17 protein-coding genes are annotated in these 21,407 nt (G+C 63.7%); 10 read left to right on the top strand and 7 right to left on the bottom strand.

The window, feature by feature from the left end:
• Positions 1-99 precede the first annotated feature (99 nt).
• Positions 100-447 (bottom strand): S4 domain-containing protein, encoded by a 348-nt coding sequence (locus tag FYB92_RS12710; protein ID WP_003618235.1) that lies wholly within the window; start codon positions 445-447, stop codon positions 100-102.
• Positions 444-3,107, bottom strand: coding sequence for a helicase-related protein (locus tag FYB92_RS12705; RefSeq protein ID WP_332828776.1), 2,664 nt, complete (start codon positions 3,105-3,107; stop codon positions 444-446). The genes FYB92_RS12710 and FYB92_RS12705 overlap by 4 nt, the downstream gene beginning before the upstream one ends.
• A 123-nt stretch (positions 3,108-3,230) precedes the next feature.
• On the opposite strand from FYB92_RS12705, the gene FYB92_RS12700 reads away from it, so the two are divergent.
• The 3 genes from FYB92_RS12700 to FYB92_RS12690 all read left to right on the top strand — a co-directional run bounded on the left by FYB92_RS12700 (position 3,231) and on the right by FYB92_RS12690 (position 5,794).
• Complete coding sequence (locus FYB92_RS12700) at positions 3,231-4,670, top strand: leucyl aminopeptidase family protein (protein WP_332828775.1); 1,440 nt, start codon at positions 3,231-3,233, stop codon at positions 4,668-4,670.
• A gap of 127 nt (positions 4,671-4,797) precedes the next feature.
• Positions 4,798-5,241 carry a MarR family winged helix-turn-helix transcriptional regulator gene (locus FYB92_RS12695; RefSeq protein WP_371861420.1) on the top strand — a complete coding sequence of 148 codons (444 nt, stop codon included), beginning with the start codon at positions 4,798-4,800 and terminating at the stop codon, positions 5,239-5,241.
• A gap of 106 nt (positions 5,242-5,347) precedes the next feature.
• Positions 5,348-5,794: a hypothetical protein gene (locus FYB92_RS12690; protein WP_040511652.1), complete on the top strand. Its 447-nt coding sequence runs from the start codon at positions 5,348-5,350 to the stop codon at positions 5,792-5,794.
• Positions 5,795-6,184: 390 nt separating this feature from the next.
• Here FYB92_RS12690 and FYB92_RS12685 read toward each other — a convergent pair whose 3' ends face one another.
• Positions 6,185-7,174 (bottom strand): glycosyl transferase, encoded by a 990-nt coding sequence (locus FYB92_RS12685; protein WP_247065767.1) that lies wholly within the window; start codon positions 7,172-7,174, stop codon positions 6,185-6,187.
• Between the two features lie 74 nt (positions 7,175-7,248).
• On the opposite strand from FYB92_RS12685, the gene FYB92_RS12680 reads away from it, so the two are divergent.
• From FYB92_RS12680 to FYB92_RS12665, 4 genes are all read left to right on the top strand, one after another.
• Positions 7,249-9,231, top strand: a complete 1,983-nt coding sequence (locus FYB92_RS12680; RefSeq protein WP_332828774.1) for a nucleoside-diphosphate sugar epimerase/dehydratase — start codon at positions 7,249-7,251, stop codon at positions 9,229-9,231.
• Entirely contained in the window at positions 9,228-10,376 is a 1,149-nt protein-coding gene (locus FYB92_RS12675; protein WP_075594984.1) for a DegT/DnrJ/EryC1/StrS aminotransferase family protein, read from the top strand. Before FYB92_RS12680 ends, FYB92_RS12675 begins: the two co-directional genes overlap by 4 nt.
• 177 nt (positions 10,377-10,553) lie before the next feature.
• Positions 10,554-11,045 carry a hypothetical protein gene (locus FYB92_RS12670; RefSeq protein ID WP_003618250.1) on the top strand — a complete coding sequence of 164 codons (492 nt, stop codon included), beginning with the start codon at positions 10,554-10,556 and terminating at the stop codon, positions 11,043-11,045.
• Complete coding sequence (locus tag FYB92_RS12665) at positions 11,042-11,623, top strand: HAD family phosphatase (protein WP_003618251.1); 582 nt, start codon at positions 11,042-11,044, stop codon at positions 11,621-11,623. Before FYB92_RS12670 ends, FYB92_RS12665 begins: the two co-directional genes overlap by 4 nt.
• Before the next feature lie 123 nt (positions 11,624-11,746).
• Here FYB92_RS12665 and FYB92_RS12660 read toward each other — a convergent pair whose 3' ends face one another.
• Together FYB92_RS12660 and FYB92_RS12655 are read right to left on the bottom strand one after the other, a co-directional pair.
• The gene (locus FYB92_RS12660; RefSeq protein ID WP_110550034.1) at positions 11,747-12,910 is read right to left on the bottom strand and encodes an AI-2E family transporter; all 1,164 of its coding nucleotides are present in this window, start codon (positions 12,908-12,910) and stop codon (positions 11,747-11,749) included.
• 431 nt (positions 12,911-13,341) lie between these two features.
• On the bottom strand, positions 13,342-15,234 hold the full coding sequence (locus FYB92_RS12655; RefSeq protein ID WP_003618257.1) for an ABC-F family ATP-binding cassette domain-containing protein: 1,893 nt from the start codon (positions 15,232-15,234) through the stop codon (positions 13,342-13,344).
• Between the two features lie 166 nt (positions 15,235-15,400).
• On the opposite strand from FYB92_RS12655, the gene ndk reads away from it, so the two are divergent.
• A complete protein-coding gene (gene ndk / locus FYB92_RS12650) occupies positions 15,401-15,823 on the top strand; it encodes a nucleoside-diphosphate kinase (protein WP_003618259.1) in 423 nt (140 codons plus the stop codon).
• Between the two features lie 434 nt (positions 15,824-16,257).
• On the opposite strand, the gene purN is transcribed toward ndk, so the two are convergent.
• Together purN and purM are read right to left on the bottom strand one after the other, a co-directional pair.
• On the bottom strand, positions 16,258-16,884 hold the full coding sequence (gene purN, locus FYB92_RS12645; RefSeq protein ID WP_075594981.1) for a phosphoribosylglycinamide formyltransferase: 627 nt from the start codon (positions 16,882-16,884) through the stop codon (positions 16,258-16,260).
• A 2-nt stretch (positions 16,885-16,886) separates the two neighbouring features.
• Positions 16,887-18,014 (bottom strand): phosphoribosylformylglycinamidine cyclo-ligase, encoded by a 1,128-nt coding sequence (gene purM, locus FYB92_RS12640; RefSeq protein ID WP_332828773.1) that lies wholly within the window; start codon positions 18,012-18,014, stop codon positions 16,887-16,889.
• 173 nt (positions 18,015-18,187) lie between these two features.
• Here purM and FYB92_RS12635 point away from each other — a divergent pair, with 173 nt between their 5' ends.
• Complete coding sequence (locus FYB92_RS12635) at positions 18,188-18,946, top strand: chromosomal replication initiator DnaA (RefSeq protein WP_143456016.1); 759 nt, start codon at positions 18,188-18,190, stop codon at positions 18,944-18,946.
• A gap of 107 nt (positions 18,947-19,053) precedes the next feature.
• Positions 19,054-21,369: an RNA degradosome polyphosphate kinase gene (locus FYB92_RS12630; RefSeq protein ID WP_003618266.1), complete on the top strand. Its 2,316-nt coding sequence runs from the start codon at positions 19,054-19,056 to the stop codon at positions 21,367-21,369.
• Positions 21,370-21,407 lie beyond the last annotated feature (38 nt).

The following is a 21,407-nucleotide window of genomic DNA, read 5'->3' as shown; positions in this document are numbered from 1 at the left end:
GGCAGAAAACCTCATCCGGAATGGGCGAAGATATGAGAGGGTTTTGCCATTGTGGCAAGTCAAAGACGCCCACAAATGAATAATCCCTGATCGCGTGGGTTACTTGCGCTGCATTTCGTCAATTTCTGGAATAACGTCATATAGCATCCGTGCAGCCGATGCGCCTTCGCGGCGGCGGGCAAAGCCTGCCACCCGGATGACCATGACGCTGCGTCGATCCGGCGCTGGCAATGTCAGGATATCGCCGGGATGCACCTGTGCATGGGCCTTTACGGTGCGTTGGCGGTTGATGCGCACCTGTCCCGCCGCGATGAATTCCGCGCAATCATTACGACTCCGCGCAAAACGGGCATGAAACAGCCACAGGTCAAGGCGCTGGGCCTGTGGGGCCGTCGTTTGCGTCGTTTCCTCCCGCCCACCATTGTCCCGTGCGGCCTTGCGGCTCATGACCGTCGTTCCCTTAGTACCGCCAGCACGGCAAAGGGATGGTCCGCCTGATCCTGTCTGTGCTGCGTGGCGGCCATGGACGCATGTTTGCGTGCGCCTGTGGCCGTGCGGCCCCGTGTGGGGCGGCGGGACTGACCCGGGATGTCGGTGGCCGCCGCCGCATGGGTCGGGGTATGGGCCGGGGCACGGCGCAGGCGTCCCACCAGCATGGCGGGGGCAGGGGGGCCGAATTGCGCCGGGTGCAATGGGCGTGTGGGCCGGACATGGATTTCCAGTCCCTTGAGCACGGCCAGGATGGCGTCGCGCCGGATGCTCAGGCGGGATGCAAGGGCATTCGACAGTGGCACCGGATGATGTCGCGTCTGGCGTGTCAGTTCCGTCACCAGCCTGTCGGCGATATCGGCGCGGATACGCACCGGCCCGGCCCGCATCCAGCCCATGCGGTCCATGAATGTCGCAGGCAGCATGTCGTGAGGGACGGACACGACACTGGCGGCAGGCAGTTCGGGGATATCCGTCTCCATATGCGCGCAGGTCAGGATCGCACGCAGCCGCATGCAGCGTGGCTTCATCAGGGCGGGCATGAACAGGGCGAGATGCCCCATACGGATGCCCAGACGCCCCAGATGCCCATGCAGGACACGTGAACGCGCCTCGTCGCGTGCCAGCATGGTGACGCCGCCATCCTCCATCAGGCGATGGAGGATGCCACGCAGCATCGGGTCGTCAGGCACTGCCGCCTGTGCCGCGAACAGGGGGGCCAGCACCTCGCGCACGTGGCGGTCGAGCCATTCATGCAGGCGTTCGCGGATGCGTTCACGCTGCACATTGTCCAGCAGCGGGTTGTCCAGCACCTCGATACGTGGGTGCAGCAGGTCATGGCCATGGCGCAGGCGGGCAACATTCTCGCCTTCCCACATCAGGTGCCGCCCATCCTGCGCAAAGCCGAAGCAGGAGTCGGGCGCATGGGCCAGCACATGCACGCGCCGCGGGATTTCGGTGCGCACCGCCCGTCGCGCCGCGCGCATCAGCAACCGTCGATCCGGCTCGTCAAAGCCTTCGGCCTTCAGCTCCAGGCCGGCGATACGTCCGACGGGATGTCCCTCCACCAGCACGTCGCCCTGTGCGGTGACGGCGGAAAGCAGGTCCTCTGCACTGCCCTCGTCCAATCGCCGGATCAGGGTGGCGGCCCGGCGGTCCACGAAGCGGGCGGTCAGTTGCGCATGCAGCGCGTCGGAGAGCTGGTTTTCCGCATCGCGCGTGCGCTCCTGCCAATATTCGGCATTGCGCAGCCAGTCGGGGCGTGCGGCGATATAGGCGCACACGCGAATGCCCGACAGGCGATGCATCAGCGAATCGATCGTGCCCTCCGGCCGCAGGAAGGCGGCAATCTGCCCGTCCATCCATGCGGGGGGGACGCGGCCGTCACGTATGACGTGGGAAAAGATGCGCGCGCATAAACGGATATGGCTGTCATCGCCAAGCTTGCGGAAATCCGGGATCTGGCAGCTTTCCCACAGCAGGCGCGTTGCCGCGCGCGACCGCGCCATGGTGCGGATTTCGGGGCTTGCGGCAAGGCTGGCGAGTGCCAGCACATCCGACGCCTCATGCCCTGCCGTCAGTTCGGGGCGCGGCGGCGAGCGCCCCAGACTTGAGAGCAGGGCGTCGGGTGAGGAAAAATCAAGGTCGCTGTTACGCCATGACAGGCGCGCCAGCGGGTCGAAGCGATGCTCTTCCACGGCTTCGGCGACGTCTTCCGACAGGGGGCGGCACATTGCGGTGGTGCCGAATGTGCCATCGCGCAGGCCCCGCCCGGCGCGTCCCGCCACCTGTGCGATTTCCGCGGGTGTCAGCGGGCGCATGCGCGTGCCGTCGAATTTGGACAGGCTGGCGAAGGCGACATGGTTGACATCCATGTTCAGCCCCATCCCGATCGCGTCTGTCGCGACAAGGTAATCCACCTCCTTGTTCTGGTACAGCGCGACCTGCGCATTGCGCGTGCGCGGCGAGAGCTGGCCCATCACGATCGCGCACCCGCCACGACGGCGGCGTATCAGTTCGGCAATGGCGTAGACCTCGGCTGCGGAAAACGCGACGATGGCCGAACGTGGCGGCAGGCGTGTCAGCTTGCTTGCCCCTGTATAGGCCAGGTGTGACAGGCGGGGACGGTGTTCGATCTCGATCCCCGGCACCAACCGCCGCAACAGGGGGCCGATGGTGTCGGCGCCCAGGAACATCGTCTCCACCTGTCCGCGCGCATGCAGCAGCCTGTCGGTGAAGATGTGTCCACGATCTGGATCCGCGCAGAGCTGGATTTCATCGACCGCGACGAACGCCACCCGCCGGTCGAGGGGCATGGCCTCCACCGTGCAGGAAAACCAGCGTGCGTTGGGGGGGACGATTTTTTCTTCGCCCGTGATGAGGGCCACGGCCCCCACGCCCTTGCGTGCGACCATGCGGTCATAATTTTCGCGTGCGAGCAGACGCAGCGGAAAGCCGATGATGCCACTGGCATGCGCCAGCATCCGTTCGATGGCCAGATGCGTCTTTCCGGTGTTGGTGGGGCCGAGTACGGCGCGCACCTGCGCGGAGGACGAAATGCCGGTCGCGCGTCCGGCGGCGGAATGAAGGGGGCCAGCCCCCGTGGGTACACCCGTCATACCCGTATGCTCTGGCGAGTGGCGGGTAAATGCAAGCAAAACCAGCATATCGCGTGCGACAGGTTGCATGGCGTGCGTGGCGGACGCACGCTGGGGTGGCAAACGACCTGAAAGGGTAACGCCATGACACTTGATGATTTTCCCTGCCTGTTGCGCCAATCCGCGGCAGATGACCTGCCGGTGCGCGTGGTCCATGCGGTGCGCCCCGCGCAGGTGCCGCACCTTGCCGCACTGATCGGTGCGCCTGCGGCGGCCTTTGCGCATGATGCCGGTTTCGGTGCAACCCATGGCCAGGTGCTGCTGCTGCCGGGGGAAAAGGGCGTGGATTCGGCGCTGCTGGGATTGGGCGACGGGCAGGAAGGGGGGGCGTGCGATCCCTTCGTATCCGGTGTGCTGCCCGCGCGCCTGCCGGCCGGGGCGTGGCGTGTGCTGGCGCCGGCGGACGTGGCGGCGGATGATATTGTCCTTGGGTTCTGCCTTGGGGCCTATCGCATGCCTGCCTTCGGGCGCGCACGCTCCGAAGGTACGGCGGCGGCGCGTCTGGTCGTGACGGAACAGGCGATCGGCGTGGCACAGGTGGCGGCCTGCATGTGTCAGGCGCGTGACCTGATCAACACGCCACCCAACCTGATGGGGCCTGCCGACCTTGCGCACGTGGCGCAGGACACCCTGCTTCCGCTTGGCGCGCAGGTGCGCGTCATCACCGGGGATGCGTTGCAGGCCGCGTATCCGACCGTGGCGCATGTCGGGATGGGATCGGATCGCCCCGCCTGCGTTGTCGTGGCCGAATGGCGCGGCAGCACGGCGGACGCGAATGCGCCGTTGCTGTCGCTGGCGGGAAAGGGGGTGTGTTTTGATACCGGCGGGTATGACATCAAGCCCGCCTCCTCCATGTTGCGGATGAAGAAGGATATGGGCGGTGCGGCGCTGATGCTGGCCCTGGCGCGTCTGGTCATGCTGCGTGATCTGCCGCTGCGGCTGGAACTGCGGCTGGGCTGTGTTGAAAACAGCGTGTCGGGTCATGCCATGCGGCCGTCCGACGTGATTGTCACGCGGTCGGGTCAGACGGTGGAGGTCGGAAATACCGACGCCGAAGGGCGGCTGGTGCTGTGCGATCTGCTGAGTGAAGCCTGCGACTCCGCCCCCGACCTGCTGCTGGATGCCGCGACCCTGACGGGGGCGGCCCGGGTTGCGCTGGGGCCGGACCTGCCCGCGCTGTTCAGCAATGATGATGCCGTGGCGGCGCACCTGCTGGCGGCGGGGGATATGTGTGCCGACCCGATGTGGCGTCTGCCCCTGTGGGATGGGTATCGCGAATGGCTGCGCAGTTCGGTGGCGGATATGAACAATATTTCATCCCGACCCATGGCGGGGGCGGTCACAGCCGCCCTGTTTTTGCGGAATTTTGTCAAAACTGATGTGCGCTGGGCTCATATCGATACGTATGGGTGGAATGATTCTGCACGGCCCGGTCGACCAGAGGGTGGAGAAAGTCTTTGTTTAAGAGCGGCTTACGGAGGAATATTAAAAATATTTAATTTCGAGGACAGAATAGGACACTGATGTAACGATCCGATCCGGAAACTAATTTGCATTATGCGACTTATATATGCCGTAATTGCCAATTATATGTGCAACACCATCTTATCCCATGTCGGCGGGGCGCAGAGTCTTCGTGCCGGGGTCGGTCATGGATAGCAAAACAAGGATTGAAATGATGGCACAGTCATCAGGTTCGGATTCGATGATTAACACCCTGCGCGATACCATTGTCTCCATGGTGCGCCGCGATGGCCCGGACCTGTCCGCGCGCCAGCTTGGGGTCTATCTCACCTGCTATCTGCAGGACGGGCCGCATACGGTGCGTGGCCTTGCGGCGGACCTCAACGTCTCCAAGCCCGCGATTACCCGTGCGCTCGACCGGCTTGAGGACCTGCGTCTGGTCAAGCGTGTGCGTGACCCGATGGATGGCCGTTCGGTCCTGATCTGCCGCACCCCCGATGGCAAGACCTCGCTGCGTGAACTGGCCGCCATCGTGAACGAGGTCGGCGCCCCGCAGGACCGCGAGGCCGAAGCCCCCGTGCGCAAGGCACGTGTGCGCCGCATGGACGAACGCCTGCGTCGCGCGGGCTGATAGCGGGTCGTGTCATGGCCGTGGGGGTGTGGAACCTGAACCCCCGTGGCGCATTATGTCATGGCTATGGTCCTTATGACGGCAACGGAAGCAGGAGAATTCAATGATTCGTATGGTAACCCGCGCGGCGGCTGTCGCCCTGATGTCGATGCCCCTTCTTGGTGCCGCCGCGTATGCTGACGATGCACTCGGGACGCCTGCGGGACGTGTCACGATCAAGGTCCAGTCCGCCGATATCGGGATTGGCCGGACATGGGGGTCGGGGCGCCTGACGTTCCAGCACCATACCTATCGCTTCCGTATTGATGGGGGGTCCATCGCGGCTGTCGGATATTCCAAGGTCACTGGCAGTGGCGAGGTCTATAACCTTCATGAGGTGAAGGATTTTGAAGGCAGTTATGCCGCAGTCAATGGTGAGGCGACGGCCGGCACGGGTGTTGGTGGCATCGTGTTAAGCAACCCCAACGGCGTGAAGATCAAGCTGGTGACGCAGAGCAAGGGCGGACGCCTTGCCGCGGCGGCACAGGGCATGAAGATCACGCTTGTCAAATAACCTTAAGGCCACCAAGGGCAGGATGCTTCCATAACCTGCTGGAACAATGACGTTCCGGGGGGCGCGTCGTTGAAACAGGCGGTGGTTCAAAGACGCCGTCTGGATCTGAAAAAGCCGCGTGTGGCAACCGTGTCGCGATGCATGTAACAGGGACCAGCCATCCGGGCCGGTCCCTGTTTTTGTATCGGGCCTGTATGTCGGTGCAGGTTGTCTTACGAGACTGTTTGAAAAGTCAGTCTCGATAACATACTGAAATTATAAATGTTTTTGGTGAAGCTTTTTCCAAAAAGCTTCGAAAGACGCCGCCTTTCTGAAAAAAGGCAGCACCCAGAAACTTTTCTTGTTTTTTATCAACGGCGTGTTTTCAAATGGTCTCCTGCCAAGGTTGCCTTACCACCGGCCCACATGATGGGTGCGGGCACGGTGCCGGACATATCCCATCCAGACGGCCTGCGCCGCCCCGGCAAGGGTGAAGGCAGCCCAGAGGGGGAGGGCCCCCTGCCGCAGCAGCCATGCCAGCAGTCCCCCCCACAGGCACATTGCCCATGCCAGCGGCGCCAGCACTGTGCAGGGCAGGCCGCTGCGATGGGCCACCTGATACAGGTGGCCCCGGTGGGCCGTAACAATCGACTCGCCCGCGCGCCAGCGCCGCACAAGCGTGAAGATCACATCACATAACAGCCCGGACATCAGCAGTGGCACGATCGCCCATGCCGTGCCGCCATCGTGCGCCAGCATAAGCCCCAGCGTCCCCAGCACCATTCCGCATCCCTGGCTGCCGACATCACCCATGAAAATCCGGGCATTGGGAAAATTGAACGGGATGAATCCGGCGGTTGCGGCGGCCATGCTCCCGGTGATCGGCGTCATGGCGGTGGCCATCGCGGCGGGTGCCAGCCATGGCAGCATCAGGCACGCGCACAGCGACGTGCCGGAAACAAGGCCATTGAGGCCATCCATGAAATTCACGCAATTCGCCATGAAAACCAGCCATGCGACACCGCCCACGGTTGTCAGTGGGGATGTGTAGGCAGGCAGGCAGGCGACGATCATCATGGCGGCGGCGAACTGTGCGACAAGTTTCAGCGCAATGGGGCGCGTGTGCAGGTCATCATACCACGACACCAGGCAGAGCAGCGCCAGCGCGCCAATAAAACCCCCCGTGGCGGGACGCGCTGATGCCGGTCCCCATATCGTGCAGGCAGGGGCGAACCCGGCCATGAATGCGGTCATGATGCCGATACCGCCGCCGGTCGGGATGGGGGTGTCATGGGCGCTGCGCGCGACAGGATGATCCAGTACCCGCACATGGATCATGATGCGTACCAGCAGCACGGAAAATGCCCAGACCACCACGAACAGGAATGATTTCTGCATCATGGGGCCGACTTTACGCTTTGGGACATGATCTTTCCTTTGGGCGCTTTCGTTGCTGGGCTATAGGGGGAGGGGCAATGGTTGTGCAATCCCTCAGGCCTGACGCGTTGGTCCATCGGCTTCTTACGGTCCGGGCGATCGTGGTGAACGTTGTGCTCGATTTCTGTATCGGGGCCTGCGCCGTGCCGTGCGCACAATGGCTGGACCGTCCAGGTGTCGGCATGGCTTCGTGGGGGTGGCATACGATGCTTTCCGGTGGCATCGCGCTGCTGGCGGCGGGCCTGCCCTTTCGCATTGCGCAGCAGCACTGGCGGTTTTCCGGGGCCGCGGATTTCTGGCGGCTGGCGTGGGCTGCTGCACTTGCCGCCCTTTTTCATGCAACGGCAATGGCGCTTGTCGGGCACGGGACGGGGGCGCCGGCCTTTCCCGTCATCCATGCGCTTGTGCTGCTGGTCATGTTGGTGGGCAGCCGCCTGACATACCAACGCTGGCGGCTGTGGCGGCAGCAACGCCGCGCGCGCGCGGGACAGGTCGGGCAATGCCGGGTCGTGCTGGTGGCTGACGGCCGCAGTGCAGACCTGTTCATGCATGCGGCATCGTCAGCCATGGCCGTGGCGGGCATGGTGGTCAATGGCGCGCACCGCCGGGGGCGGCGTATCCACGGTGTGCCCGTGCTGGGCACTGTGGATGAACTTGATGCGGTGCTGGCGCGGTTGTGCCAGGGCGGGCATGTGCCGTCACCGATGTTGATCGTGGACCCGCGTTGCACGGGCGCGGCACTGGCCGCCGTGTTGCGCACCGCGCAGGCGCATGGCGTGCAGGTCCGTCGCATGCCCGATATCGCCGCGATCACCGCCCCGGAATGGAGCGAGCTTTATCCGGTCGAAATTGAAGAACTGCTTAACCGTCCCCCCGTCACCCCCGATTTCGGGCGGCTGGCGGGGATGTTGCAGGGGCGGCGTGTGCTGGTGACAGGGGCCGGGGGGTCCATCGGCACGGAACTCGTGCGGCAGATCGCCCGCTATGCGCCCTCCAGCCTGATCCTGCTTGATAACGGGGAATATGCGTTATGGCGCATTGATGTGGACCTGTCCGAACAGGCCCCCCGGGTGGAGCGCCATATCGTGATCGCCGATGTGCGTGACCCACGGCGGATCGAACAGGTATTTGCGCAGTACCGGCCCGAACTGGTCTTTCACGCCGCCGCCCTGAAACATGTCCCGATGGTGGAGGACAACCCGTGCGAGGGGTTGCTGACCAATATAGAGGGCAGCCGTGTGGTGGCGGATGCGGCACGGCGGCACGGCGCGCGTGCGATGGTGCAGATTTCAACCGACAAGGCGGTCAATCCCTCCAGCATCATGGGCGCGTCCAAGCGTGTGGCGGAAATGTACTGTCAGGCACTCGACATCATGGCGCGTCGTGATGCGACGGACATGCGCTGCATCACGGTGCGTTTTGGCAACGTACTGGGGTCGGCGGGTTCGGTCGTTTCCCTGTTCCGCCACCAGATCGAACGTGGCGGACCGCTGACGATTACCGACCCGGACATGGAACGTTATTTCATGACCGTGGCCGAGGCCGTGGCCCTTGTGCTGCAGGCCAGCGCCTGCGGGCTGGACTCTCGGCCCGGCGAAGGGGAGATCGACGACATGTTGCGCATGGGGGGGATATTCGTCCTCGACATGGGACAGCCGGTGCGCATTGTCGATCTTGCGCATCAGATGATCGTGCTGGCGGGCCTGCGCCCGGGACAGGATATCGACATCCGCTTTACCGGTGCGCGGCGGGGGGAAAAACTGTCGGAAGACCTGTTTCACCAGCGCGAGGTGCCGCGTCCCACCGGCTATCGCGGATTGCGCATGGCAACGCCGCGCACGGTGGACCTTGCGCTGGCGACCTCTATCATGGATGCGATTGTAAGGGCGTGCAGGGCAGGTGATGATTGCACCGCGCTTGCGCTGCTCAAGGAGCTTGTGCCTGAATTCGTCCATATGGGACATCATGGCGCCCCCATGGCGTCAGCCCGACAGACCGACTGCGAAAGGAATGCGTCATGACCTCCCCGGCTGAAAAACCGATTGGTTTTCTGGACCTGGCCCGACAGCAGGACGAAATCGGCCCCAACCTGCGCGCCCGTATTGATGCGGTGATGACGCATTGCCGTTTTGTCATGGGGCCGGAGGTGTCCGAACTGGAGGAACGGCTGGCCGCCTATGCCGGGGCCGCCGCGTGCGTGGGCGTGTCGTCGGGCACGGATGCGATCCAGATCGTCCTGATGGCCGAAGGTGTCGGTGCGGGTGACGCCGTGTTCCTGCCCGCCTTTACCTATACCGCCACGGCGGAGGTGCCGCTTGTGCTGGGGGCGACGCCGGTTTTTGTCGATGTGGACCCCCACACGTTCCAGATCGACCCTGCCAGCCTGCGTGCGCGCATTGCCGATGTCCGCGCGCAGGGCAGGTTGCGCCCACGTGCGATCATCGGCGTGGACCTGTTCGGGCAGCCCGCGCCATGGCCGGAACTGCGTGCCATCGCGGCGGAACAGGATATGTATCTGATGGCCGACTGTGCGCAGTCCTTTGGCGCCAGCCTGTCAGGCCGCAAGCTGGGACGGGAGGCCGCGGCGACAACATTGTCTTTTTTCCCGTCAAAGCCGCTGGGTGCGTATGGCGACGCGGGTGCGATCCTGACCGATGACCCCGAGCGCGCGGAACTCTACCGCTCCCTGCGCAGTCATGGGGAAGGCAAGACCCGTTATGAGGTCCTGCGCACGGGCATGAACGCGCGCCTTGATACCTTGCAGGCAGCGGTGCTGCTGGCAAAGATGGAGTGTTTCGACGCGGACCTGCGCCGCCGTCGCGAAATTGCAAGCGCCTATGACGCCGGCATTGCGCAACGGGTCGTGCCGCCCGCGCGCGTGCCCGACAGCGAATCGGCATGGGCGATCTATTCCGTGCTGACGCGCGATGCGCAGGACCGCGCGGCCCTGCAGGAACAGATGAAGGCGCGCAATGTGGCGTCCGCCGTCTATTACCCCCTGCCGTTGCATCTGCAGCCTGCATACCAGCCGCACCATGATGGCGTGTCCCTGCCTGTGGCGGAGGATCTGTCACGCCGTATCCTCGCCCTGCCATTACATCCGCAGTTGACGGATCATGATGTGGGCCGGGTTGTGGCCGCCATATGCGGGGCTGCGGGCGGCTGATGCGGGCATTGTCGCGTGTCTGTCCTGACATCGGCAGGCTGGTCGCGGGCGGGGCATTTGCGGTATTGGATCACGGTATCGCGGAATACCGCGTGATCCGGCAGTGATGATGGGGCGTGCGTCCGCGCGTCCCGTGGCACACGGCGCATACCCACGCGCCAGGGAGAACAGACACATATGAGACGCGAGACAGCCCTGCTGATCGGGTTCCTGGTCATCACGATTGGTACGGCCGCGGGGCTGTGGTCGTTGGCCATGCCCAATTTCCATCCGCTGACATTCCCGCAGTTACAGTCAGGGACCATGTCGGTCGGCCCGATGCGCAAGGACCGTGTGCTGACCACGGCGCAGGTCAAGATGCTCAATGACTGGCTGGCGGGACACAGGGCCGGCTGGGGTCCACTGGGTCAGACCCCGCCGTCGAGTGGGGATGCCGTCATGGAAATGCAGGTGGCGCATGTTGACAATGCGTCGGGCGCACCTGCGGATTCCGGGCCGTTCCGCATCACCCTGTGGACAGGGATCAGCGCGGCGGACTGGAACAACACCGTCTTCATCGAGGAAAAGCCCGGCGCGGTCATCCGTATCCATCATTTCAATGACAAGGATTTTGGCCCGCTGCGTGAACTGGCGAACCAGTTCGACTATCCCCGGTCTGCATTTCCATGAGTGTCGTGCCGCCGGGAACCCGGGCACTGATCTTCGATTGTGACGGCACGCTGGTTGATACACTGCCGCTTTACCTGCGGGCATGGATGACAACGCTGGAGCAGGTGACGCGGCGGCCCATTTCGCGTGAATGGTTCCGTGGGCAGGGCGGCATGTCCGAACACATGGTGCTTGATATCGTCGAAGACAGGCTTGGCGGTGCGGTGGACCGGGAGCTTATTATCGCGACCGCCCGGCGCAGCCTGCATGAGATGCTGGTGGACCTTGAGGAAATCTCCGCCGTGGCGGCCATTGCGCGGGAATATCATCGCCGCCTGCCGATGGCTGTGGCCTCCAACGGGTCACGCCAGATCGTGCAGGCGTCTTTGGTGCGGGTGGGGCTGGATCACCTGTTTGATGCCATGCTGACCATTGATGACGTGGATAAGGGCAAGCCCGCGCCCGACCTGTTTCTGGCCGCGGCGCGCAGACTTGGTGTCGCGCCAGCGCATTGTTTCGTATTTGAGGACAGCCGTGAAGGCATGACCGCCGCACGCAATGCGGGCATGGCCTTCGTCGATGTCGCGACACTGGCCTAAGGTGCTGATAAAAGTAGCTTTATGAAGCTACCTGATAAAATGGCCCTATAAAAACGGACCTTATTGGGCGTCGTCTCCTTGTCCGTGAAGGCGACGCCCCTGTCTTCGTGTATCCCTGTGTCCTCAGACCCGTTCATCATCCGACAGTTGCGGCGTGGCCCGGTCCATCATCGCCAGCAGCGCCGCCGTCAGCGGGGAGGCAAGGATAAGCCCCGGAATGCCAAGGATCGTGCCGAAGATCGTCTGGGACAGGATGGTCAGGCCCGGCGGCATCTTTACCGCGTGACGCTGGATCAGGGGGGCCATGACATTTCCTTCGAAAAACTGGATGGCCGCATACAGGCCCAGCACGGTCAGCCCTTCGCGCGTGCCCTGTGACAGTCCGATCAGCACGGCGGGCACCGCCCCGACAAAGGCCCCGATATAGGGGATGAAGTTCGCCAGTCCCGCCACGACGCCCAGCGCCAGTGCAAGCGGGACGCCAATGATCCACAGCCCGATGAATGACAGCAGCCCCACGACCGTCATGTCCAGCGCCTGTCCCGCCGTCCATGCCCACAATGTCTGTCCGGCCGTCAGCAGCAGGTCGCGCGTGCGCATGCGGTATTCACGTGGCACCAGACGCAGCATGCCATTGACATAGATTTCGGGCGAGATCGCGAAATAAAGTCCGGCAATCAGGATGACCGCCAGAGTGCCGGCCGCGCCAAAGGCGGAGGTCACGAACCCCGTCATGGACCCTGCGATGGACCCGAACCCGCTGCCGCCGGAGGAATGTTCGTTACCGCCAAATGAAGAGGGCAGGTTGTCGAGGATCATGCGTCCGGGTGTGCTGTCGTCCATGCGATCGCGCAATGTGCGGGCCTGTTCGCTCAATGCGGCACGCAGGCGCAGCGCCTGTTCCGAAATTTCCGGCCCACTGCTCCAGATCAGGGCCGTCAGGGCGGATATGATGATCAGCACGACGATACTCAGTGCGACCCAGTAAGGCAGGCGCGTGCGTCGTTCCAGATGCCCGGCAAGGTTGTGCAGGATGACAGCCACCAGCGTCGCGGCGAACAGTACCATCAACACATCGCCCACCAGCCAGATCGACACCACCAGCACCGTGACCGTCAGTGCAAGGCGCAGGAGGTGGTGTATGCGGGCAAGCTGTTCCGCCTGCGGGTCGGCAGGGGGGGCATTGTCCGTCACGTCAGCGGGGGCCTGCTGCTCTGACCCGGTATCATGATCGGCGTCCTGATCGGTATCAGGGCAGGCGGCGTGCTCTGTCGTGGAAGGGGCCATAAGATATCCATGGGCTGGTGAATGAAAGGATGGGGGATCGGAACCTGATTGCCCCGTGATGCGCAAGGGGCTTCAGGTCAAACGCACAAGCCTGCCGGATGCCGTAAGGGGCCATGATTTTTTTTGCATGGTGTTGAAGATCACAAAAAGAGCATGGCGTGCATATGTCGTCGGGACACACATGCAGCCCTGGAATGAAGGAAGCGTATAGGAAACCGCCGGAAAAGCCCGCACATGGGAAAAATCATGAAAAGGTTTTCCGCTCTCGTCTTGTGTGCGGCGGTAACCTGCCCCGGCGCGTTAAAAAAAGCGCCATCAGACAGTTGTGTGGTGTGGGGCATGGTCCAGTGCCAGTGCCAGTGCCAGTGCCAGTGCCAGTGCCGGGGCCATGGTGTTTCGGTATCGCATGGTCCCTGCATGTTGCGGTGCGGTTATTCCGTCCCGGCTTCCTCCAGTTCCGTTTCCGCCGCCAGCCAGTCTTCCTCCGCCGCTTCATGGTCACGGCGCAGGGCGGCAAGGCGGGTATTGAGCTTTGTCACCTCATCCGCGCTGTTCGCGGCTTCGTACAGGGTGGGATCGGCAAGGCGCGCCTCGACCTTTGCCTGCTCGGCCGCCAGTTTCGTCATGCGGGCTTCCGCATCGCGGATGCGGCGGCGCAGCGGGGCCAGCGCCTTGCGTGCCTCGGCACGTTCGCGTCGGTCCTCGCGCCGGGGGGCCGCGACGGGACGCGCACTTTCCCCACCAGAGGTCACGGCGCGGGCGCGTTCGATCAGCCATGTGCGATATTCCGCCATATCGCCCTCGAACGTGCGCACCGCGCCATCGCCCACCAGCCACAGCCGGTCGGCCACCAGTTCGACAAGATGGGGATCATGGCTGATCAGCAGCACCGCGCCCTCGAATTCCGCAAGCGCGCGGATCAGCGCATCGCGTGCATCAAGGTCGAGATGGTTTGTCGGTTCGTCAAGGATCAGCAGATGCGGCGCATCGCGCGTGGCCAGCGCCAGCAGAAGGCGCGCCTTCTCCCCCCCCGACAGGTCGCGCGTCACCGTTTCGGCGCGCGCCGCATCCAGCCCGAAACGTGCCAGTTGCGACCGTACCGCCACCGGGGTCGCATCGGGCAGGGCGCGGGCCATGTGATCGACCGGGGTTTCGTCGGGACGCAGCTCTTCCGCCTGGTGCTGCGCGAAATAGCCAACGCGCAGGCGCGGGCTGTGTGACATCGTGCCCGATTGTGGCGCCAGCCGCCCGGCCACCAGCTTGGCAAAGGTGGATTTGCCATTGCCGTTCGCGCCAAGCAGCGCGATGCGGTCTTCCATGTCGATGCGCAATGTCAGGTGCGACAGGATGGTGGTATCGCCATACCCCACCGATACCCGGTCCATCGTCAGCATCGGCGGCGGCAGGGGGGAGGGTTCGGGAAAGGAGAACTGACTGGGCGCATCCTCCACCACCGACTCGATAACCGGCAGCTTTTCCAGCGCCTTCAGCCGTGCCTGCGCCTGTTTTGCCTTGGTCGCCTTGGCGCGGAACCGGTCCACAAAGGATTGCATGTGCGCACGGCGCGCATTGATGCGTTCGGCCATGCGGGCCTGTTGCAGGGCCTGTTCGGTGCGGATGCGCACAAACTCCTCATACCCCCCGGGGGTCAGCGTCAGCTTGCCGCGGTCAAGGTGGGCGATGGCGTCCACCGCCCGGTCCAGCAATCCGCGATCATGGCTGACGATCAGGGCCGCACCGCCGAACCGCGCCAGCCACCCCTCCAGCCACAATGTCGCTTCGAGGTCGAGATGGTTGGTCGGTTCATCCAGCAGGAGCAGGTCGGGGTTGAGGAACAGCGCCGTCGCCAGCGCCACGCGCATGCGCCACCCGCCCGAAAAGTCAGACACCGGCCGTGCCTGTGCCGCCATGTCGAATCCCAGCCCGGACAGGATACCCGCCGCGCGTGCAGGTGCGCTGTGGGCGTCAATGGCGCGCAGGCGTTCATGGATGTCGGCAATGCGCATCGGGTCGGTCGCGCTGTCGGCCTCTGCCAGCAGGGATGTGCGTTCTGTATCCCCCGCCAGCACCGTGTCGAGCAGTGATCCATGCCCGGTGGGCGCTTCCTGCCGGATGCGCGCCATGCGCGCGCGCGATGACAGGCGTATATCCCCGCCATCGGGTGCGATATCCCCCGCAATCGCCGCCAGCAGCGTCGATTTTCCCGCCCCGTTATGCCCGACCAGCCCCACCTTGCGGCCAGGATCAATGGTCAGGCTGGCCCCGTTCAGAAGGGTGCGTCCAGCAATACGCAGGGTCAGGTCGGTTATGACAAGCAGGCTCACGAAACGCGGTACTCCGGGAATATGTGGCGCGGATGGCAGGATTCGTCACGGTAGTACCTACCAGTCCTGACCGATATGCTCTAGATGGCGTGAGGCAGGGACACTTGCCCTTCGACGGGCATCCTGTCCTGTCGAACCAACGTATTTGAGTTAAGGAGCCAGTTCCATGGCCGTCGAACGTACCCTTTCGATCATCAAGCCCGACGCGACCCGCCGCAACCTGACCGGCAAGATCAACGCCGTGTTCGAGGACGCGGGCCTGCGCATCGTGGCGCAGAAGCGCATCCAGTTGACGCCCGCCACCGCTGGCGCGTTTTACGAAGTCCACAAGGAACGTCCGTTCTATAACGATCTGGTGTCCTTCATGGTCTCCGGCCCGGTTGTCGTGCAGGTGCTGCAGGGCGAAAATGCGGTGGCCAAGAACCGCGAAGTGATGGGTGCCACTGACCCGAAGAAGGCCGAAGCCCACACCATCCGCGCGCAGTTCGCCGAAAGCATCGAAGCAAACTCCGTCCATGGTTCCGACAGCCTGGAAAACGCGAAGAACGAAATCTCGTTCTTCTTTGCAGGCACCGAAATCCTGGCCTGATTGTCCATTTGGACATCAGTGGGAAAAGCCGGCAGGAATGCCGGCTTTTTTTATGCCTGCGGGGATCGGGACACTATTTTGAAAGCAACTCATTGATAAGGAATGGGATAAATTCAGGTGTGACCTTGCCCTGCCGGAAAGGTGATATCTCTCAAAGCTCTTTGAAAAAAGCTTCACCAAGAGCGTGTTTGAAAACAAATCATTGATAAAAAAGAAAAGTTTTTGGGTGCCGCCTTTTGATCGAAAAAGGCGGCGTCTTCTGAAGCTTTTTGGAAACAGATTCGCCAAAAAACATTTGTAATGTCAGGATGTTATTAAGCCTGACGTTTCAAACAGCTTCTGAAAACTTTATACCCATTCCAGCAGGTTGCTGGCCCTTACGCTTCAAACCGTCTCTTGGGCCATATTTTCCATGGCCTCCTTGAGGTGGTTTTTTACACGCACAGCAGCGCATCGGCCGTCGCTTCGGGGTGGGTGTCAGGCCTCAGCACACGATGCAGTGCCGCCGGATACAGCAGGTGTTCCTGTGTCAGGATGCGTGCGGCCAGGCTGTCTGGCGTATCGCCGGACAGGACCGGTACCGCGGCCTGGCCTATGATCGGGCCTTCATCCATCACTTCCGTAACCAGATGCACGGTGCAGCCATGCAGCCGCACCCCCGCCTGCAGGGCGCGTTCATGCGTGTGCAGCCCCGGGAACGATGGCAGCAGGCTGGGATGGATGTTGAGCATCCGTCCCGCCCATGCCTGTGTCAGGAACGGCGTCAGCAGGCGCATGTATCCGGCAAGGCATACGACCTCCACCCCCGCATCGCGCAGGGCGGCGTCGATTACACGTTCGTGCGCCGCGCGTTCACGACCAAAGGTGCGGTGGTCGATCGCCTTGGTCGCAAGCCCTGCGGCCCGCGCGGTCTCCAGCCCTGGCGCATCGGGGTTGTTGCTGATGACGATGGCGATGCGTGCGGGATAATCCGGTGCCGCACACGCCGCGATCAATGCACCCATGTTGCTGCCACGCCCGCTGATCAGGATACCGATCGGGCGTTTCGTCATGGCCGTCATCCTCAGGCGCCCGCGCCTGCCGTGCCGAAAGCAGGGTCTACCTTCATTTCCAGCGATGCCGCGGCTTCCGCGTCCTCGGCGGCATCGATCCGGCCGATGATGTGGGCGCTCTCCCCGGCATCAAGCAGATGCTTCATCACCGCTTTGGGCTCGCGTGTCACCAGTATCATGCCAAGGCCACAGTTGAAGACACGCAGCATCTCTTGCGTTGAGACCTGTCCCACCTGCGCCAGCCAGTCGAACACGGGCGGCACAGGCCATGTGGCGTCAATCACGGCGCGCAGGCCATGGGGCAGGATGCGCGGCAGGTTGCCGGGCAGGCCGCCGCCGGTAATGTGCGCCGCCGCCTGCAACAGGCCCGCATGGTGCAGGTTCAGGACCTGATGGACATACAGCTTCGTCGGCGTCATCAGTGCCTGCGCCAGCGTCTGCCCGTCCGCGAAGGGACATGGCGCGTCCCAGGCCAGGCCAGAACGTTTCACGATGGCGCGCACCAGCGAAAACCCATTGGAATGCACCCCCGCCGATGGCAGGCCGATCAATGTATCCCCCGCGCGGATATCACGCGGCAGCAGGGCGTCGCGCTCGGCCGCCCCGACGGAGAACCCGGCAAGGTCATAATGCCCGGCGGCGTACATGCCCGGCATTTCCGCCGTCTCCCCCCCCACGAGGGCACAGCCGGAGCCGGAGCAGCCAGCGGCGATCCCACGCACCACCTTGGCCGCATCCTCCACCGACAGGTGCCCCGTTGCGAAGTAGTCGAGGAAGAAAAGTGGTGTCGCCCCCTGTACCACAAGGTCGTTCACGCACATCGCCACCAGGTCGATGCCCACGGTTTCATGCAGTCCGCTTTCAATCGCGATCATCAGCTTCGTGCCGACGCCATCGGTGCATGACACCAGCACCGGGTCGGTAAAGCCCGCCGCCTTCAGATCGAACAGGGCGCCGAATCCACCCAACCCGCCCATCGTGCCGGGGCGGTCGGTCGCGCGGGCCGCGGGCTTGATCACCTCCACCAGTGCGTCGCCCGCGGCGATGTCCACGCCCGCATCGCGATAGGTCGCGCCCGCGGCTGCATCCGCGGCGCCGGTGGACGGAGGGGTGGGGGAGGAAGAAGCAGCGGAGGTCATGCGCAAGGGCCTTCATCGTCAAACTATCGCTTCCCCGGACTCCCGCACGCAGGCTATGGAGGACGCAATGGATGCGACAGCATTGGGGTCAATACGGTCTTTGCGCTTCTTTACGTCAAGCCGGGGCCGGGCTCCAAGCGGTGGTTGGGCGCACGGGCCTGAAAACGGAGAAAATGCCGATCCGCGACACGATCGGGCAGCTTGTGTTGCCCTTTGCGCACATGCAGCACTTCACGCGCGCGGATTTCGTGGCCGCGCCGTCCAATGCGGTTGCGCGCGCATGGCTGCTTGGCCGCACGGCATGGCCGGACCGGCGGCTGGCGCTGTGGGGCGCACGGGGATGTGGCAAGACACATCTGCTTGAAATCTGGGCGGCGGAACATGATGCCGTGCTGCTGTCGGGGGCGGATCTGACGTGCGGGGATGTCGCGCGCCTGTTCGGTGCGGGGCGCGGGTCCGGGGTGGTGGCGATTGCGGTGGATGATGCCGAATGCTGCGCGGATGAACGTGCCGTTCTGCATCTGCTTAACGGTGCGCGCGAACATGGCATGGCCCTTGCCCTGAGTGGCCGCCGCCCGCCCGCGCGCTGGCCCGTGACGTTGCCTGACCTTGCCAGCAGGTTGCGTGCGACCATGGCGGTGGAGGTGCGCCAGCCAGAGGATATGTTGCTGCGTGTCGTGTTGCTGCGCCTTCTGGCGGAACGCCAGATCGTCGTCGCCCCTGCCATCGTGGACTGGCTGCTGCCCCGCCTGCCACGCACCGCCGCGACCATGCTGGAGGTTGCGCGGCGGCTTGACCATGCCACCCTTGCCACGGGACGGGCGGTGACACGTGCGATGGCGGTTGGGGAACTGCATGACCTGCTGACGCATGATTCACTGGCGCACGATCCGGTCATTACGGACCCGGCTGTAACGGGCGGCATGGAATAGCCCGTCCCCTCTGGTCAAGGTTCGAAGTGCTGTCCTAGTGTGGGCGGACCTGTTTTCCGGCCATGCCTGTCCCCCTGCGGTGGCCCCCAATCGGGAGATCGAGTTCCTTGTCCAGACCTCCGCGTAAGTCAGCCACCACCACCCCGGCTGCAAAGGACGCCAAGGCCGCGCCGCGTCGTCCCGCCACGCGCCGCACGCCGCGCGCCCGGACAACGCGCAAGGAGCCCCCGGCCGCACAGGCGCTTGTGGTGCATGACGCCGTGCCGGAACCGCCATGCCCGGACCTGAACTCCCCCGAACGTTTCATCAATCGTGAACTGTCATGGCTCGACTTCAACCAGCGCGTGGTGGACGAGGCGGATAACCCGCGCAATCCCCTGCTGGAGCGGGTGCGTTTCCTGTCCATCAGCGCCAGCAACCTTGACGAATTCTATTCCGTGCGCGTCGCGGGCCTCGTGGGGCAGGTGCGCGAGGGACTGATTACGCCTTCGCCCGACGGGATGACCCCCGCGCAGCAATTGCTGGCGGTGCGTGACCGTACCGCCCGCCTGCTGCATGAACAGCAGCGGATCTGGCGCGACCTCCTGCATGAACTCTCTGGCGCGGGCATCGTCTTGTGTGACGAGGACCAGCTTGATACGGCGGAGCGTGAGTGGCTGGACACATGTTTCATGGAACGTGTGTTCCCGGTGCTGACGCCGCTTGCGATCGACCCGGCCCATCCGCTGCCGTTCATTCCCAACATGGGGATCGCGCAGGCCCTGCGCCTGATGAATGCCCGCACCGGGCAGTTCGTGATGGAGGCGCTGATCCTCCTGCCCGCGCGCATCGAACGTTTCATCCGCATGCCCGATTCCCTGTCGCCACCGGGACAGACGCGCTTCATCCTGCTCGAACGTCTGATCGTGATGTGCATCGGCCGCCTGTTCCCCGGTCTTATCGCCGGGGAATGGGGCGTGATGCGTGTCGTGCGCGACACGGACGTGGAGTTCGAGGACGAGGCGGAGGATCTGGTCCGTTCGTATGAAAGCGCGCTCAAGCGCCGTCGTCGCGGGGTGGTCATCCACCTTGATATCGAGGCGCGCATGCCCGAGGACCTTGCCCGTTCGATGGCGGCATCACTCGACGCCCCCCCTGATGAGGTGCTGGTGCAATCCGGGCTGATCGGGGTGGTCGATCTGAAGCAGATGATCGTCGATGACCGGCCCGACCTTCTGTTTCCGCCCTATACGCCGCGTTTCCCTGAACGGATCATTGATTGCGGGGGCGACTGCTTTGCCGCCATCCGTGCGCGCGATATGATCGTGCATCACCCGTTCGAAAGTTTCGATGTGGTGGTGCAGTTCCTGCGCCAGGCGGCGCTGGACCCGGCGGTGGTGGCGATCAAGCAGACACTGTACCGCACGTCGCGCGACAGCCCGATCGTCAAGGCCCTGATCGAGGCGGCGGAGGCAGGCAAGTCCGTTACGGCAATGGTCGAACTGCGCGCGCGTTTTGACGAGGAGGCGAATATCCGCCTTGCCCGCGCGCTGGAGGCGGCGGGCGTGCAGGTGGTCTTTGGCTTCTCCGACCTCAAGACCCACGCCAAGCTCAGCCTCGTCGTCCGGCGCGAGGGCGGCACGTTGCGGTCTTATGCGCATTTCGGCACCGGCAATTACCATCCGATCACCGCGCGTATCTATACCGACCTGTCGTTCTTTACCTGTGATCCCGAACTGGTGCGCGATTCGGCGCGGCTGTTCAATTACATGACCGGCTATGCCATGCCCGCGCGGATGGAGGCGATCGCGTTTTCGCCTGTCACCATCCGCTCCACCCTCAATGACCTGATCGAGGCGGAAATCGCGCATGTGAAGGCCGGGCGGCCGGGGCGCATCTGGCTCAAGATGAACTCCCTTGTCGATCCGGGACTGATCGACAGGCTGTATGCGGCGTCATGCGCGGGGGTGCATGTCATGGCGGTGGTGCGCGGCATCTGCTGCCTGCGTCCCGGGGTGCCGGGGCTTTCGGAAAATATCCGGGTGAAGTCGATCGTGGGGCGTTTTCTTGAACATGCGCGCATCTATGCCTTTGGCAACGGGCATCGGCTGCCGTCGCGCAATGCGAAACTTTACATCTCATCGGCGGACTGGATGGTGCGCAACATGGACTGGCGTGTCGAAAGCATGGTGCCCATGCGCGACCCGGCGGTGCATGCGCGCGTGCTGAACCAGATCATGATGGCGGACCTGAAGGACAACCTGCAGTCATGGATATTGCAGCGCAATGGGGTATGGAGACGGCTGGAACCGGGACGCACGCCGTTTTCGGCGCACGAATATTTCATGGAACATCCCTCTGGCGGTGGACGTGCCCCCGGTGATGGCGGTATCCGCGTCAGCGCATCCCAGCCGTGGCATACGGAGCAGAGTATTGAGGATTGAGGACACAGCGTCATGGTCGGCATGAACATCATCCCTGA

The organism is Novacetimonas sp. GS1, from assembly GCF_036686925.1.
Lineage (GTDB): Bacteria > Pseudomonadota > Alphaproteobacteria > Acetobacterales > Acetobacteraceae > Novacetimonas > Novacetimonas hansenii.
Note: the sequence above shows the minus strand (reverse complement) of the source record. Positions and strands in the feature narration are given on the sequence as shown.